The organism is Saccharicrinis aurantiacus, assembly GCF_001660705.2.
In the GTDB taxonomy this organism is placed as follows: Bacteria; Bacteroidota; Bacteroidia; order Bacteroidales; family Marinilabiliaceae; genus Saccharicrinis; species Saccharicrinis aurantiacus.
On the sequence record NZ_LYBV02000018.1, the window covers coordinates 79,849 to 98,315 of the forward strand.

Sequence of the window (18,467 nt, forward strand, 5' to 3'; positions counted from 1 at the left end):
GAAAAATATAAAGGTCACTCATTAATTAATATTGCTCAATAAAAATCAAATTATGCGTATGTTTTAAATAGTAAAAAGAAAGGTTCAGATTAAAACTTGAAATTTATTGATAAACAGCCTTATTTTATACTTGTTTTTTTTACAATTTATAATAGAAATTATTATTTTTCAGTCGTAGTTTATATTTGTTTTTTTGAATAAACTACGATTCATAACTGAGTTGGCATTTGACTCAATAAATAAGAAAAATAAATGCACATGTGTTTTAATACTTAATTTACTTTGGTACACTAAAATGAAGTACCTTATAACTAAAGCGTTGCATTAACAAACAGATGAAATCAAAAAATTCGATTAACAAGAAGAGCGGCAGTGCTCCAATGGGAAGTAGCAATGAGAGAAATGGCTTACGCCCCGTTAAAAAGTCAAGATCTGGTAAATCTAAAAACCACTTGTCTATCTATGATGACTATGATGAGGATTTTGATGATATACCAATTGGGTATATGGATGATGAAGATATTATTGAAGATGACGAAGAGTAAATATAAAATGGCTAGCATAATGAATTATGCTAGCCATTCTCGTTTATAAAAATTCTTCTCTGAAATTTAAAGCTTCAACTTATAATCGTGCGCACCTGGCGCAAAATTACTAGTGTTTACTTTAGTGCCTATGGCTCTCACTCCTTTGCCCCAATTCACTTCTGCTCTGTTGTCGCCCAGAACAATATCAATCAACTTCTTTTTCATCTTTTTGGCTATCTTTTCGTACTCCTTATTGTAAGCCAAGTTGTTTACTTCGTCAGGATCTGTAGACATTTGATACAAGGCAGCGTCTAATTCTTTATAGTCTGCTTTAAGCGCCCACTTCATATTTTCACCACGCTTTTTATTAGGTCGTGTTTGCATTGAAAACACATAGTCTTTTGTTCGGATGAAAGCACGTGGTCCTGTTACAGCATGACTTTCGCCAACAACATAATCTCTTATAGGAGCTTCGCCAGAAACTACTTTGGCTAAATCCATACCATCTAAATATTTAAACTCGTCCTTTGAAATATCAGTACCTGCTGCACTAATAATCGTAGGTGCTATATCAACAAACTCGGTATAGTTTTCGACTACTTTACCTGCTGGAAAGGTCTTTTTATCAGAAGAAATTACAACAATAGGATTATGGCTATCCACATCCCAAGGTGTAAATTTAGAGTAAGCCCCATGATCATTTAATTTCCAACCATGATCACCGTTAACGTATACAATCATCCAAGGCTGATTATTGTCCTCGCTGTACTTAATAAATGCATCAGCTGATTGCCCCACTAGGTCATCGCCATAAGCACAAAAAGCATAATAATCTTGAATCATAGAAAGCTTTTGAGCATCTGTAAACTCATTTGAAAAAGCATTTTTCACCTGCTTCTTCATCTGTGCTGGCATGGTTGCCCACTCTTCTTTTGTTAACTCAGGTATTTTATAATTCTTCTTTTTAAAACGTTCGCGATACTCTGCCGGTGGTAAAACTGGCGTATGCGGAAAATCGTAACCAATATGACAAAACAATGGTTTAGAAGTATCCACTCCCTTGAATGACTTAGACCCTACAGCAAACTCTTTATTCTGACTATTAAGAAAATCGATAAAAGTAGATGTGTAATAACCATCTCTGGTTTTCCCTGCAGAACGAGGACTCACACCTCCTAATATACCCTGGCTAAATACTGTTTCTGGTTTTTTATCTGTGTGCTTGCGTAATAAATCACACTTGTCGTAAATTTCTTGTGCCATACCAGCAAACTGTGGATTTTGTTCTTCCAACTCTTTGGTATAAAAATAGTATTTTCCTTCTTCTGTTTTTAGGTATTTGATGTTTTTAAATGGCTTAACCAGCTTTTGTCCATCAATTTCTTTAAGCACTGTTAATTTACCCCACTCTGCCATTCCTTCATTGCTAAGGAGCTTTGAGTCAATATCTGTTTGGTACATATTAGGATTAACTGCTTTACCATCTTTAATGGTTCTTAAGCGAACTCCTAGCTTACCAATATGCAAAGTTTGGTAACCCAAGTTCTCCATTTGCTCGGGTAAATGAGGATAAGAGTTTGCCGTATTGTTATTGTGATATTCAAACTCGTATACTCCCGAACGGAATGGGTATCTTCCATAATGCATTGAAGCTCGGGATGGTGCACATCCTTGCGCTTGACAATAGGTATTGATAAATGTTGTCCCCATTTTTGTTAGCCTATCGATATTTGGTGATTCTACATAGCCTAGTTTACTTGACTCCTTACCTGTTAGCATTTTATTAAACGCACTCACTGCATCATAACGATGGTCGTCGGTTAATATCCACAGTACGTTTGGCTGTTTTTGTTGAGCAAAACCTACTTTAGTTACTGATAACATGCCTATTAATGCTAGACATACAATTTTTATTTGATTCATCTGGTTCTTATTTTTTGAGATAAGAATATTTGCTAGGCACCTTGAGATGGCTTCGTTCCTCGCCAAAACGAGCGCCTAATTAATTTTTAAACCTCACTATATTGCAAGCACCTTGGTCTCTTATCTTTATTCATTTATTTATCTCTACAACTTCAACTTATAATCGTGCGCACCTGGTGCAAAGTTACTTTTGAATACTTCGGTACCAATTGCATTGCTTCCTTTGCCCCAATTTACCTCTGCTCTATTGTCGCCAAGCACAATATTAATTAGCTTTTCTTTCATCTTTTTAGCCACCTTTTCGTACTCTTTATCAAAGGCTAAATTGTTCTTTTCGTCAGGATCATTTTTTGTATAGTATAAAGCCGGATCAAGATCTTTATAACTCGCATTTAATGCCCATTCCATATTTACACCTCGCTTGGTGTTGGGGCGTGTTTGCATTGAAAAACAATAATCTTTAGTTCGGATATATGCGCGAGGCCCAGTTACATGATGACTTTCGCCAACTATATAATCTCTTACAGGCGCTTCTTTGCTTACAACTTTTGCCATATCCATACCATCTAAATAGGCATATTCCTTGGTATTGACTTTAGCACCTGCTGCACCTAAAATGGTTGGAGCTATATCTACAAACTCAGTAAAATTGCGAACTACTTTACCCGCTGGAAACGCTTTTTTATCAGAAGAAACCACAACAATTGGGTTATGACTATCCACATCCCAAGGCGTAAACTTTGATACTGCACCGTGGTCGTTTAGTTTCCAACCATGATCGCCACAAACGAAAACTACCATCCACTCCTGCTTCATTTTTTCACTATAAGCAACAAAAGCATCCACAGACTCTCCCACAAGGGCATCGCCATAGGCACAAAAAGCATAATAATCTTGTATCATTTTCTGCTTTTCCTCTTCGCTAAAATCGTTAGAGTAGCTCTTTTTCACTTGCTTCTTAAGTTGCTCAGGCATTTTTTTCCATTCAGCATCATCTAGCTCGGGTACCTTATAAGTATGTTCTTGAAAACGTGCTCGGTAATCAGCTGGTGGCAATACTGGCGTATGCGGAAAATCGAATCCAATATGGCAAAATAGAGGTTTAGAAGTATCTACGCCTTTATATGTTTTGGTTCCTACTAGAAAGTTTTCGTTCTGATTATTCAGGAAATCGATAAATGTAGATGTATAATATCCATCTCTTGTTTTACCTGCCGGGCGCGAACTTACACCTGCTAATATTCCCGGACTAAAAACTGTTTCGGGATGATCAGGTGAGTGTTTACGCATAAAGTCGTACTTATCGTAAGCTTCTTGTGCCATTCCTGCAAACTGCGGATTTTCCTTTTCAAGCTTCTCTGAGATGTAATAATACTTGCCATCCTCATCAATAAAATACTCAACACTGGTTTTAATTTGCTCCTTCAGTTTTTGTCCGTTTACTTCTTTAGGGCCCCATTTTTTACCCCATGCAGTTAATCCTTCATCGGCAAGAATCCTAGAATCTATATCCGTTTGGTACATATTTTCCTTTACCGCTTTTCCGTTTTTTATGGTGCGCAAACGAATCCCTAGTTTACCAAAATGAACCGTTTGATAACCCAGCTTCTCCATGGCTTCAGGAAGGTGTGGGTACGAATTTTCGGTATTGTTATTATGGTACTCGAACTGATAAACGCCCGATCGGAACGGATAACGCCCGTAATGCATGGAAGCTCGTGATGGCGCACAACCGGTAGCCTGACAATAGGTATTGATAAATGTTGTTCCCTCTTTTGTTAATCGATCGGTATTGGGAGACTCTACATAACCCAACTTACTTATTTCATTACCTGTAAGCATTTTATTAAATGCTCTGATGGCATCATATCGATGATCGTCAGTTAATACCCAAAGAATATTTGGTTGCTGCTGCGCTATTGCACTCTTGCCAATTGTAAACAAGGCTACAAAGGCCAATAGTATTGAATATACCTTATTCATATTTAATTTTTTATAGATTAATTTTATGATCGTGTGCCCCTGGTGCAAAGTTGCTACGCTTTACTTCTGTACCAATTGCCTTGGTATTTTTTCCATAATTATCGCCACCCCAATTGATTTCTGCTCTGTCATCACCAATCACAATATCCAGTAATTTTTTCTTCAATTTCATGGCTACCTTTTTATATTCTGGATCATAGGCCAAGTTATTCTTTTCATCAGGATCCTTTGATGTGTTATATAATGCAGGGTCTAATTCTTTATAGCTTGCCTTCATAGCCCAATCCATATTTTCTCCTCGTTTAGAATTAGGACGCGTTTTTACTGAAAACATATAATCTTTGGTGCGGATATAAGCTCTAGGTCCTATGGCATGATGACTTTCGCCAATTACATAATCGCGAGCAGGTATTTCACCCGATGCCACTTTTTCTAAATCAAAACCATCTAAATGACTGAATTTGCTTTGATTTACATTTGCTCCTGCAGCACTTAAAATAGTTGGTGCAATATCTACAAACTCCGTAAAATTGCGAACTACTTTCCCGGCAGGGAATTTCGTTTTATCAGATGATACCACAATAATTGGGTTATGACTGTCCACTTCCCATGGTGTGTTTTTAGCTATAGAACCATGCTCATTCAATTTCCACCCGTGATCACCGCAAACATATACAATCATCCAAGGTTGATTTTGTTTTTCACTATACGCAATAAAAGCATCGGAAGCTTTACCAATTAAATCATCGCCATAGGCACAAAAAGCATAGTAATCTTGCACCATTTTTTGCTTCTGCTCATCTGTAAAATCGTCGGAATAACTATTGGTTACACGCTTCTGAAAAGCTTTGGCCATCTTCTTAAACTCTTCATCAGTTAACTCAGGCATTTTATATTTATGCTTCTGAAAACGCTTGCGATAATCCTCAGGCGGTAATACTGGTGTATGCGGAAAATCATATCCTATATGACAAAATAGTGGTTTAGAAGTATCTACTCCGTCAAATAAATGACTTCCTGATTTAAATGATTTATTTTCATTTTCTAAATAAGAAATAAATGCTGTATTGTAATTCCCATCACGCGTTTTACCAGCTGGCTGAGGACTTACTCCTGCCAATACTCCTTTACTAAATGCAGTTTCTACATCACCCTTTTTATTGTTATACTTGTACAATAAATCATACCTATCGTGTGCTTTTTGAGCCATTCCTGCAAACTGAGGGTTTTCCTTTTCAAGCTTTTCTGATTTGTAATAAACCGTACCATCTGCATCTTTAAAATAAGCTACATTGCGAATTGGCTTAACCAACTTAACGCCATCAATCTCTTTTAGAATAGGTCTTTTTCCCCATTCAGGGAGCATATCTACTTCAAACAACTTTGAATCAATATCTGATTGATAAATTGGATAATTAACTGCTTTTCCATCCTTAAGCGTACGAATACGAACCCCTAATTTACCAACATGCATTGTTTGGTAGCCTAGCTTTACCATTTCTTCAGGTAAAAGCGGATAAGAGTTATCTGTATTATTATTGAAATACTCAAATTGATAAATTCCAGAACGCCACGGATAGCGACCCATATGCATAGATGCCCTTGAGGGCGCACATCCTTGTGCCTGGCAATAAGTATTAATAAATGTTGTGCCTTGTGCAGCCAAACGATCTACATTTGGTGACTCAACGTAACCTAAGGCACTATTCTCTCTTCCGTGCAACATTTTATTAAATGCACTAATGGCATCGTAACGCTGATCATCAGTTAATACCCAAAGTACATTGGGCTGTTGCTGTGCTACAACTTGTTTATTTACTGTAAAAATTGCCATGCAAGCTATGGCTAATAGGTATATCTTATTCATAATTAATAATTATATGTTTCTTACTCTTTTACAAAACGCTTCTTATAACTTGATTCAGATTTTACTATTTCTATAATATAAATACCCGAAATTAGGTCTCCAACGGAGATTGTCATAGTGTTTGTATTTACTATAACTGGTTTACTTATTTGCTTTACAGTTTCACCTGATAAAGCATATATGTTTACATATGAATTACTAAGTATTTCAGATTTACCCGAAACAGTCAGCTTATCTTTTGTTGGGGTAGGAAAAATTTTAATGTCATCATCTGAATAAATAAGATCAAGACCTGTTACTGTATCTACATTTACGGTTACGGAAACTTCCTTATCTGAATAAGGCAATAATGCTTTTACTTTTGCAGTACCAATTGATAAACCAGTCAATAATCCGTTATCATTGATGCTTACAATATTTGTATTTTCATTAAGCCAAACCACACTGTTTTTATAGGTAGCATCGTTTGGCTGAATAGTTAGTTCTAATTGATGCTGCTCTCCTACTTTTAGATTAACATTGTCATTTAGTATATTCATACTTGTGGCAGCGACAGCCTCAATTGCAAAAGGGTCGGTGGCAGTATACCATCCACTACCATATGTAGATGCATAATATTTACCCGGAACATAATTATCTATGGCTAGATCGTTTACACGATCTGACTGCCCGTTACCCCTGTTTATTTTTATCCAATTATCGCCGCCATCTTTAGAAAGGTAAGTGCCGGCATTTCTTCCTTCAATATTATTATTGGATAGTGTAGAAAGCATAATTGTGTTGGCATCCCAAAGAGCAGTTTCAACTCTAAATACCCACGGATAATCAAAAATCTTAGTCCACGATGCCATATTATCGTCGCTCATCCATAAGCCACCATCATTAGCCTCAGCATTTTTACTACCTGAAGTAATATATACCTTCCCATTTTTAGCAAAATGAATATCGTTTATTCCGAAAGAACCTGAAATATCCTTTGTATTATCTACTTCTGACCAGTTTTCTCCATTATCAACAGATTTAAATAATCCGCCATTACTGTGCTGAATGGTTACATATATTGTATTCTCATTATTGGGGTCTATTGCTATTTTTGTTGCATCAAATGAACTAGGTAAGCCATTATGAATTTGCTTCCATGTAGCTCCGCCATCGCTTGATTTATGAACGCCAATACCATATTCCGAATCGCCTACAAAGGCTATGTCCAAGGTTCTACTAGGTACTACAAAATACATATTATCCGGATTGACCGGATCAATTGTCAGATGCAATTGGTGCGCTCGTGGATTACCACTTGTGCTTCCTAATTCTGGAATTGGATCTCCATGTACATCCCAAGTTTCGCCACCATCAATGGAGCGCAATAACTTACCCCTATTGGCCTGACGGAAAAACATGGCATAATGAATATCTGTATTATGAGGATGAATTGCATAGCAACTTAACGACGACTCTGAACTAGAAATACGCACTGGTAAAACTGCCTGTGCCCCCTCTCGTACTAAATCACCATCATCAGTTGTAATACACAGTTGGTTTTCCCCAGCAGCGCAGTACACCTTATCAGCAATGGCATTGTGTTGAAAGAAACCATGACCCGGAACATTACTGTTTCCTGCACCAACTAAATTAGGTGAGTCTGTCCCTGTGTATTCATCGTCAATATCTAACCAAGTAAGACCATTATCATAACTAAACAAGGAAATTTTTGCCATCTGAGTATGCAATACAGTACCATCGCAATTAAACTTTACAAAGTTACAACCCTTACGATCATATGGATCTCGGTTTACCCACTCGTGTAAATAACGCAAATGAATATTGGTTTCCAACGGATTATTTCTTGTGGTAGTCCAATAATCGGCATCTGAAGAGCCCTCTGACCATTGGGTACCATTTCGCAAACACACATGCCAAGATATTCCTCCATCAGTGCTTCTCCATACCTGACCTGGCTTAAAGTTATTGGTTGACCCATTGGAAGTTTCATTATTTAAATACAGGTTATCTGGATTATTAGGGTCAATCTCTATGGTATTAAAACGATTAGTAAGCGCAGTAGGAAGTGATGGATATTGTGCCTCAAATTCGGCATCCGTCATATCAAAAGTATAAGCTCCCACACCATAGTAGCTTTCTCTAATATCTGAATTATCCTGAAAATAACTCAAATCAATGGCTAAATCGCCCTCAATTTTTTGCCAACTTTCTCCTCTATCGTTACTACGGAATAAACCACCAGCATCATCTTTTAGGGAGTTGCCATCAGCTACCCACATTGGGTTACTAATCACTATCATCATTAAGGCGTCTTCATCCTCATCATAATAAGAAGCCATAGATCGTAAAACGGTATAATCTAGACCTGTGTTTTTCTCAACCCAACTATCTCCACCGTTTGTACTTTTGTAGAAACCCGTATTGGTTGAGGCATACACAACATTTGAATTTTTAGGATCTACCATTAGGGTTTCAACTCCTGTGTTATCAGCCAAACCTGAATTAATCAAAACCCAACTTTCTCCCTTATCGGTACTTTTCCATATTTTTTTTACACTATTGGCATCCAAAAGAGTTCCTAAGGGTTGCGAATTAGGATATAGGTTACTTCCTAAGTTTCTCATTTGCCCTGCTCCGGCATACCAGATATTATCGTCTTTCGGATCAACGGCTACTGCATCTACATAAATATCATCAAAAATAGTTGTACTTAGGCTTGTCCAAGTACGACCTCTATCAGTGGTAAGATAAATACCCTGGTTTCGTTCATCGGTACACATACCAAAATCAGAATTCTGACGTGAGAAATCTAAACTGGTAATTTCTATGGCTCCTCTTTCCCCTCTTTTAAAATCCGATTCATCTTCGTTTAGAATGGTCTGATATGTTGCACCTCTATCAAATGAAACATAGGAATTGCCCATATTGGGTCCGATAAAAAGAACATCAGGATCAGTAGGATGCCAAAATGCCGATTTATTATTCCCGCTCATTCCTGGTCCAAATTGAGTCCAAATAATATCCTCAGCTGAGCTAAGTTTCTTTGTTTTTAAGTCATCCCAAAAATTGGGTTCTCTTATTACTTGCTCAATTAAAATATCATCTATATAAAACTCCCCATCACTAGTGGGGTTATTCCTGAAAGTGAATAAAACATAACCTTCCTCATCGGTAACCTGACTGATAAAAGTAGTTTCGTAACGGGTAACATCAGTGCTTGAGTAGGCCATGTATATGGCACTTCCATTTACGTAATTTTTTGCACTATCGTAAACCTTAAGCATGCTGGCCTTACTACTAGTTGGATCAGGAACTACCGCTTTATAAGAAAAGGATATTTTATACTCTTCGCCCGCTTCAAACTTTATGTGAGAGGGAGTAGTTAAATTTGCCTTGGCTGTGCCGCTGTATGCAGGATCAAATTTTATATGGAAACCATACGAGCCACCAATTTTAGCTTGTTCTGATGGTTCAAAAATTAATGTACCAGAGCCAGAGGAACTTTCCCATTCAGATAAATCGTTCCCCTCAAATTCGGCAACAAACACTGTTTCGTTTGAAAAAGCATTATTGCATCCTAAAAAAGTAATTATCAATAAGGCTAAATATTTCATTATAGGGGTTTAAGTGTATTAATGCATTTATTGTTTTTTTGGTAAGATGATTTCCCAATCATCGGTGCAAAATGATGACGCTGGTAAGCCGGCAGTATTATAAAGGCTGCCCTCAAAATAACTATTCCAACCATATCGGACCGATGTTGGCTTGCTAACATCTTTACTCCAGACTTGTAAAACTGTTCCGCGCTTCACTATTTTTGCTTGCGCAGGATGAAAGACACCATCGGCACCAGCCACCTCAAAATTGCTTAAAGGCTTACCCATGCTTGTGATGCCGATAGGGGCATGATTAAAGCGAACCATTGCCTTACCTTCAGCAACTTCCATTGATTTATAAATAGGGCCCGAAGGAATAATATAATCTTTACCATAGGTTTTGGACAATGCCCAAAAAGCCAATCGCTGCCCTACTTCTTTCTTCCTTGGGGGATGAATGCACTTTTGCGACCCAAGATCATTAATACAAGCCATGCCCGTATTTTCAAAAGTTAACATTGTTTTTAACTGCGCTTGCTGCACGCCTACCCAACCTTTAACATTATAACCATAGGGCGCTATTTGTACGAAATAGAAAGGAAAATCGCCTTGTGCCCAGTTATCTCTCCAACTTTTAATCATGGCTGGAAACAAACGAGAATATTGTTCTGGATCCCATCTATTACCTTCTCCTTGATACCAAATAGTTCCTTTTATTCCGTATGGGATTAAAGGATTAATCATACCATTATATAAAGCAGTTGCTGTTTTCTGTGTATACTCCTTTTGCATATCCGCTTTAAACTCAGGAAACTCTGTTTCAATAACATTATTTGGTGACCAGGCTTGAGCAGGTGTTCCTCCAACATTACTAGATATTAAGCCAATGGGTACACCCAATTGTTTTTGTAACAAACTACCAAAATGATAACCTACAGCGCTAAAACTGCCCACTGTTTCGGGGTTACATTGCGTCCAATTGCCCTTACATTCTGTAAGGGGCGTTTCGCTTACTTCCCTTTCTATTGTGATAAATCTGATTTGGCTATTACTACTATTCATAATGGTTTCCTGGCTACCCTCGATATGTTGACCAGAGTTACCTTGTAATTTCATAGCCATGTTTGATTGCCCTGTGCATAACCAGACCTCACCAACAAGCACATCCTCAAAAGTGATTGTATTGTTTCCTTTTACAATTAACTGATAAGGTCCACCAGCTTTTAAGGCATCCAACTTCACTTGCCATTTTCCGTTTTTATCTGCTATTGCTTTATGGGTTTGATTGGCAATAGATATACTTATTTTTTCGCCTTTTTTGGCTGTTCCCCATATGGGATTACGATGATTTTGCTGTAATACCATGTGACTTCCGAAAATACTCGGAAGCTTTACATCCGCGTAAAGCGAAATTGTGCTTATTGAAAGCACCATGATTAAGGTTAATGCTTTATTGAGATAATTCATAGTGTGTTTTTTTCAAAAATTATTATATCTTTTTTAATTCCTTTTTAGTTTAAATACTTCCGAATAGAAACCTGACCTCAAGGCTATAACATTTGCTACACCAGCAATTGACATCTAGCCTTGAGATTGCTTCCTAAGTACCAATGACGAGGCTATTAGGTTCATCGCCTAAGACTAACTACTTTTTAGACCAGCCTTCTTTAGCGTCTTTCATGTATCCAATGGCCCAACCACTTCCTTTTTGGGAGCACCAGAAAATATCTTCTCTATACGGATCGGGTTTAAAATCGACAATACGATCTTGCTGGCCGAGCTTATTATTTATTTTATTCCAGGTTTTACCTGCATCTAAAGAAACATAAGCTCCTGGGTTAAGCTTTTTTGAAGCTTCCTTTGTTTTGGGAGGTAAGGCTGCACATACCGTAATGATATTCGGGTTTATTGGAGATGTTTCGCACTGCCAAATAAAAGGTAAATCAAATATCTTCTCCCACTTTTTACCTCCATCTTTACTGCACCAAGCTCCAGCACCCAAGTCTGTTGCTTTTTCGTTACCGCAGGCTATAAAAATATGCTGATTATTTCTATCCACATATACACTATTTACCGACTGAATTTCTGCGGGTATCTGCATCGCATTCCAACTGATACCCTTATCTTCTGATTTGTATAGGGCTCCGTTTTCATCGTTTGCTGCAGCATAAAGTACTTCAGAATTTTTAGGATCCATAAATACGCGTCGGATACTTACGCCATCGTGAAAACCTGTATTACTCAACTCCCAATTATAACCACCATCGCTAGAACGATAGAATCCATAATCGCCTTTGGTAAGATTTTTAGCATAGGGCCCTGCTACCTCCGAGATAGTATTTTTGGTAGCACAGAAGTACATATTATCAGGATTAACTGGATCAATTAATAAGGAGTTTTGAAATACCAAACGTTGATGCATTGGCACATCAGCATCAAAAATGGTAGCAATGTTTTCCCATGTCTTTCCTCCATCAACCGACTTGCGCAACCTACCACGATTCTCTTGACGGTACGATAGAAAATATATTATTTCAGGATTATTGGGATGAACCGCAATAGCACTAATAGAGTGAGAACCTCCATGATGAATTTGCCCTTCTAATTGCTCAACAGCCACGGCCATTTTATCAGGATAACTGCCTAAAGGCGCCGTTTGCCAAAGGCCATGCTCACCGCTACAAAGTAAATACCTATCTTCTTTACCCGTTTCTAACAACATAAAACGCCCCGGTAAATTACTATCGCCACGGCCTACCCAATGTTTGCTGCCTGGTTCGGTTTCATTATCATCAACCTGATGCCAGGTTTTAGCTCCATCGGCACTTTCGAGCACCTGCTGATCTAAACAAATATATACTTTACCATCGGCACTAATCTCTAAAAAGCGATTTCCCCATGCTTCTTCTCGTCTATCTATTTCGGGCTGAAGGTGGGCAAATGTTGTGTTTATACCTACAGGGTTATTTCGAGACTGCCAATAGGCATTATCAGCGCCTGTAATCCAATACTTACCCTCACGAGCCGCAGCTATCCATGTGGTACCTCCATCTTCTGATTTCCAAACACCTCCTGGCAAAAAGGCCTTATCGTGCTTACTATTGTGTGATAAGTAAATTTCGTTTTTATCATTCGGGTTAACCCTGATGCGATGCCACACATCAAAAACTTTTGTGGGTAATTGCGGGTATTTTTTGCGTATGGTTTTAACATCAGTCTGAAACCAAAATGCCAAAGAGTTCCAATACTTATTCCGCAGGGCCTTGCTAGAAATTTGATTCATATCAAGTGCTAAATTACCCGAGATATTGTGCCACGATTTACCATGATCGGTACTTTTGAATACACCTCCCTTGGTGCTTACTGTTTTTCCCTCGCCCTGAAAAGCGGTTTGTTCTAACAAATAAATAGTAAATTCTTTTGATTTGGTATTGTAATGATAATCCATATCGCGTGGGCGATTTACAGGTAAACCCTTGGCGCTTGCTTGCCATGTTTTACCCTGATCTGTGCTTCGGAACAAACCTTGGCTTGTGGCTGCCAATATATTATTACCATTTGTTGGATCAACTATAATACGGCCAACATCGAGGTTTTCGAAATTGCCTACCTTTGAGGCTTTCCATGTTTTTCCACTATCAGTACTTTTATAAATTACGTTATTCTTAAAATTACGCGTTTGTCCATTGGCATGACGCCAATTTGCTTTTACATTCCAAAAATCGCCCGGACCTATATACCAATTGTTATCGTTAGAGGGATCGACCGTTAGTTCGGCAGAGCGACCTTTAAATTTTCTGATTTCTTCCCATGTATGTCCTGTATCTTCTGTTTTGTAAAGCATCCCGGTACCGGTTATGGCATACCCAAAAGCAGGGTTCTGATGCGAAAAGGTAAATTTACGAACGCGAGCCAAGTCTTTTCCAATACCATCGCAATCTTTAATGGTATGCCATGTTTTTCCGGCATCCCATGATCCGTATGTATTGTACATATCGGGCGACATCATCATTACATCTTTATTAGTTGGGTGACACCAAAACTCTTCGCAATAGCCAGCCATCCCTGGTCCTACTTGTTGCCAACTAACCAAATTGCTTGAGGCTTGCTGCTGTGTTTGTAATTTTCGGAAATACTTTTTATCGGATTGCGCATGTACAAGTACACAAAGCGCAAAAAATGCTAAAATAGATATGCTTTTCTTCATTGTTCTTTTTTTTAAGCTTAGCGCGAAATCAATGCTGCTCAAGCTTAGGTTTTTAACAACTTCGAAGTAAAAGATTTATTACTATAAGTATGGGGTACAAATGTAATCGTAATGAGGCATTAAAAACACACAAATACACTCAAGAGTACATACAATAACTTACCTGAATATTAATGACACATTAACGCACGTGACATTTGAGTGATAATTGAGGGAGAAACTATTGTTTGGTTTGAAAGGAACTTTAGGGGTGGCAAATCGCAACTTATTTACGAGATAATAGGCTTTCTGAGTCAGTAGCTTCAATTTTAAGGTTTCTCATCTTTCGAGTTCAATATGAGAGACATTTTTAGCGTACTTCTCATAAGGTTGTTATAGTCATACTTCTTTCTTTTTAGCAATTCTACTAATCAATTTTAGTTGGCATCTTATCACAATAAAATTTAATTTTTTACTGCCAATTTGGCTAAACCCCCAATCAAATTCAATAAATCCATGCCAAATTGGCTAAATCCCCACTAGAGTTCAATGAATCCCCATCAAAATGGACTTTTCCCCATTAGTTTTGTATAAATCCCCAATAGGATTATGTAAATGTAGGGCTGGACGGCTAACTTTGAAAAACCAAAACAACAAAAAAACAGCAGAGCTGAACTTTTTATTGGGTTTTAAACATGCACCTTCCAAACACAAATGGAAATTTTGGCGAACGTCAAACAACTTAACAAAACCCTCAAATAATTTCTGACGCTTATGCTTTATGCCAGATTATTGGGTTAGTTATTTTCTCTTCGAATTTCAATTTTAGAATTGATTCAAATACGTTAAGGCTTTTACTAAAACAACATCATACCCATTTAGAACATCTTCTATTGTTGGTTCAAGTTCTAAATCAGGTTCAATGTAAGTATACATTTTACCATTACAATAGACTCGTTGTGTTGCAATTTTTGCATATGCGCCCAATGGTAATTTAATAATTAATGGGTAAGTCGCACTCCCTTGTGATGGTTTACCAATAACATATGCTTTATCTAATGCGCGGAAACAAATGATAAAGCTTTCTGCTTCTGAAATAGTACTTTCATTTACTAGAATTACAACGGGTATATTAATAGTTATATCTTTTTCTTTTTTGAATACTGCTGTATCACTTTTAAAAGCATTATTCTGATAGAAGTTAGTGTAGTTTTCATTAAATTGTCCGCTAGCTCTTCGGTAACTATTATTAACTCGTACTTGAACTGAATATGGGTGAAATATACTATCTGCTGTAAAGTATTTCGATATTTCACTCCTTATACAGGCACCTCCTCGATTCCCTCGTAAATCAAATATAATACCCTTCGTTTTCTGAATGCTATCAATGACAGATTCAAAACTTTTTATCGGATCAGGATTTAAATTGGTTCCGAAGTTTACATATGATATGTCATCCATTATTTCAAAATGAAAATCTTTATATGATTTTCTAGAAAATTTGATTTCATCCCAGTCCCAAGTATCTGTATCTGTCACCTCAATATTAACGGTATTTACAATTGAATTAGGTGCTTTAAATTGTATCTCATACTTTGTCCCTACGACATCATAAAAAACCTCTCTTATTAAATGATGGTATTTTACATGCTCTGCATAGTAAAAATCTTCATACAAACCATCTAGGCAACTAAATATATCAATTCCATTAACTTTTAAAAGTTCACTGCCTAATGGTATCTTATCTTTTAATTCTTTACCTACTCCAATTATATATATTTTATTGTGCGTGTAAAGTGGCCATATTTTTGCTCCTACTTTTTTATGTATTTCTTTAGGTGTATAGACATATGTATGTCCTTCATGAAATACTGCGAGAAATTTAGATAGCATTTCGAAATATTCTTTATCCGTTTTAAAACTATCAATCTTATTTATATTTGAATAGTATAAACTATCCCACCCAACATTTTGCAATTTATAATTTGGATAATTATATTCTACTTCCTTCCAAATTTGAGATAAGCCTTTAATTTTATCGGTTCGAGTCAGTTGCTGTGAAAATATATTAAAACTGAAAAGCAATAATATAATTAGATAAGTAATTTTCATTTTTTGAATATTAGTTTTGGATTATGGTATCTTAGTTTAATTAACTACAACGGCTTTCATATAAGTAGTGCGGCTTTTAATCCACAACTGCTTCAAAAATCGTAGTTTTGGCGGAGCTCAAAAAACATACAAATGCGCACAGACATAGCGTACGCCGCATTACTTACAACGCATTGTTAGTTTTTGTACTTTTTATACTTGACTTATGTGTTTCCAAAACAGATTATCTAACTCCATTTTTTCGAACTTACCATCACCTGCAAAATAATTCATTTTGCTATATTTTATATTCTTAAATTTATTGCAGATTAGTAATTCTGTCTCTTTATTAGTTTGCTGTCCAAATATTATTTCCTCAAGAAAACCATCAATTGGTATGAATTCATATTTATTCTTGGAGAAACATATGAGTCTGTATTCCTGCTCTCTGTCCCAAACTTTCAACTTGCTGAAGAACAACGATACTTTATTATCAATTACACCCAACAAATAGTCATCGCTATATTTATCCTCAAATTTCACATGGGGTATCATATTTTGATATTTAACTTCCTGATGCATTGGTTTCAAGATCTTAAAATTATTATCAAAAAAATTAAGTAGTTTTTCTTTCTCAAATTTCAAACAAATTCCCTGATGATTTTCAGCGTAATATGTCCATAAATTAGCCAGTTGATATCCCATAATGCCCTCTTCTACATTATCAATAGCAAAAGATGCTATTTTGCTATTTCTTCCCCACCTCTCTATTAATAGATTTTCAAAACTTCTACGGCGGTCATTGTGAGCTAATGCTTCTTCATGATTACCGAAAATAATCTGTTTGGTTTTTACTAATCTATCTTTGTAATCAAGAGGATCATTAACTTTAATTATTTCGTTTAAACGAATACTATTTGTTACACATATCCCTTTAGTTAGACTTTCTGTTGTTGTGTAGTGATATAAGTACTCTTTCATTGATTGTGTGAATTGTTTTTAGTATAAAAGTTAACTATTCTGTATCCCATCTTTTATGTCGATACATCTATATAGCTATTATTTTTGCAGCAATGAAAGTAGAAATAATTATGGATTATGATAATTATAGGAGTGTATTTTTGATGTTTATCCGCTTATTTATATTTATGCTAAATAGACTTAGGGATTGCCTTGTTTAAGTGATGCATACTACAAAGCACTCTTCTGATTAAAATAGTTAGTGTGAAGGTTGATAAGATTTAGATGAGTTTTGTATCAAAAAAACCCGCAATATGCATAGTAAATGTATTGCGGGTTATATAATATGGTAGTTACTAAAGGGTAGTTCGCTCAGTAACTCCATTTAAAATGCTACTATCTGTAGTCTGAATGGCAGCATCTATGTCAGCAATTAATCTGTCTTTATCCTGTGGAAGTATTCCCACAAGGCGCGTTGCATTAATAGGATGATCGCCATAAAAAGGCATATTCTCCACCTCTATCAACTCAATTAATTTCCGCTCTTCTTCTAGTATTTCTAATTCTGTGGCAGGCTCAAAAGCTCCGTTTTGAACTTCTTTTGCTATTTGACTTCCTGGGAAAAAACCCAAAGAAGTGACACCTGCTAAATTAGAACCTGATTTATTAATTAGCGCAGCTGTTGCCGCAGCACTTTCAATTGCTTTACCTTTTCCTCCTGCTCCCATCATAAAAATATCGTTATGCCTAATCCCTGCTTTATTAAGACGTTCCAACTGCTCGTAAGCATTGTTTGAAGTATGACCCTTATTGAGGTGTTTTATTACTTGATCTGAACCAGACTCTAAACCCACCCACAAATCATTAATGCGCATGTTTCTTAATTCTATCAGATCTTGATCAGATTTTCCCATGATATTCTTTATTGAAGCATACATGGTAATCACTTCCATCTCAGGGAAATATTCAATAATTTTGGCAGAAATTTCCTTTAATCTGCGCGCACTTAAAACAAATGCGTCTGCATTCACCAAAAAAATACGTTTTTGTGAGCCATACAACATCTTGGCTTCTTGCAAATCCTTTTCTATCTGCTGTATGTGCTCAATTTTAAAAGGCACATCTTTATACATTGTACAAAAACTACAGCTATTATGACTGCATCCTACAGTTACCTGAAGCAATAAAGTATTGGCTTCTATTGGCGGACGATATGTTGTTCCTGTGTATTTCATTTTTACTGTTACTCGATATTATAGTAGCTGCATAAAAAACCACACAGCTATTATTATTGCTATACAAATCAATTGCGGTATGGTTAACTTACATTT

At 36.6% G+C, this 18,467-nt stretch carries 10 protein-coding genes; 1 reads left to right on the forward strand and 9 read right to left on the reverse strand.

Annotation, left to right across the window (positions count from 1 at the left end; translation table 11 throughout):
* Positions 1-380: 380 nt before the first annotated feature.
* Entirely contained in the window at positions 381-545 is a 165-nt protein-coding gene (locus tag A8B35_RS23260) for a hypothetical protein (protein ID WP_171973168.1), read from the forward strand.
* A 66-nt stretch (positions 546-611) separates the two neighbouring features.
* On the opposite strand, the gene A8B35_RS07000 is transcribed toward A8B35_RS23260, so the two are convergent.
* From A8B35_RS07000 to A8B35_RS07040, 9 genes are all read right to left on the reverse strand, one after another.
* Entirely contained in the window at positions 612-2,450 is a 1,839-nt protein-coding gene (locus tag A8B35_RS07000; RefSeq protein WP_068471911.1) for a sulfatase-like hydrolase/transferase, read from the reverse strand.
* Positions 2,451-2,594: 144 nt separating this feature from the next.
* Positions 2,595-4,433 carry a sulfatase-like hydrolase/transferase gene (locus tag A8B35_RS07005; protein ID WP_068471913.1) on the reverse strand — a complete coding sequence of 613 codons (1,839 nt, stop codon included), beginning with the start codon at positions 4,431-4,433 and terminating at the stop codon, positions 2,595-2,597.
* A 10-nt stretch (positions 4,434-4,443) separates the two neighbouring features.
* Positions 4,444-6,300 carry a sulfatase-like hydrolase/transferase gene (locus A8B35_RS07010; RefSeq protein ID WP_068471915.1) on the reverse strand — a complete coding sequence of 619 codons (1,857 nt, stop codon included), beginning with the start codon at positions 6,298-6,300 and terminating at the stop codon, positions 4,444-4,446.
* A gap of 20 nt (positions 6,301-6,320) precedes the next feature.
* Positions 6,321-9,917, reverse strand: coding sequence for a VPS10 domain-containing protein (locus tag A8B35_RS07015; protein ID WP_068471917.1), 3,597 nt, complete (start codon positions 9,915-9,917; stop codon positions 6,321-6,323).
* A 27-nt stretch (positions 9,918-9,944) separates the two neighbouring features.
* Positions 9,945-11,366: a sialate O-acetylesterase gene (locus tag A8B35_RS07020; protein WP_068471919.1), complete on the reverse strand. Its 1,422-nt coding sequence runs from the start codon at positions 11,364-11,366 to the stop codon at positions 9,945-9,947.
* A 178-nt stretch (positions 11,367-11,544) separates the two neighbouring features.
* Positions 11,545-14,106, reverse strand: coding sequence for a WD40/YVTN/BNR-like repeat-containing protein (locus tag A8B35_RS07025; RefSeq protein ID WP_068471921.1), 2,562 nt, complete (start codon positions 14,104-14,106; stop codon positions 11,545-11,547).
* Positions 14,107-14,910: 804 nt separating this feature from the next.
* Positions 14,911-16,197, reverse strand: a complete 1,287-nt coding sequence (locus A8B35_RS07030; protein WP_068471923.1) for a S41 family peptidase — start codon at positions 16,195-16,197, stop codon at positions 14,911-14,913.
* 192 nt (positions 16,198-16,389) lie between these two features.
* Positions 16,390-17,157: a DUF2971 domain-containing protein gene (locus A8B35_RS07035; protein ID WP_068471925.1), complete on the reverse strand. Its 768-nt coding sequence runs from the start codon at positions 17,155-17,157 to the stop codon at positions 16,390-16,392.
* Between the two features lie 335 nt (positions 17,158-17,492).
* On the reverse strand, positions 17,493-18,371 hold the full coding sequence (locus A8B35_RS07040; RefSeq protein ID WP_068471927.1) for a radical SAM protein: 879 nt from the start codon (positions 18,369-18,371) through the stop codon (positions 17,493-17,495).
* Positions 18,372-18,467 lie beyond the last annotated feature (96 nt).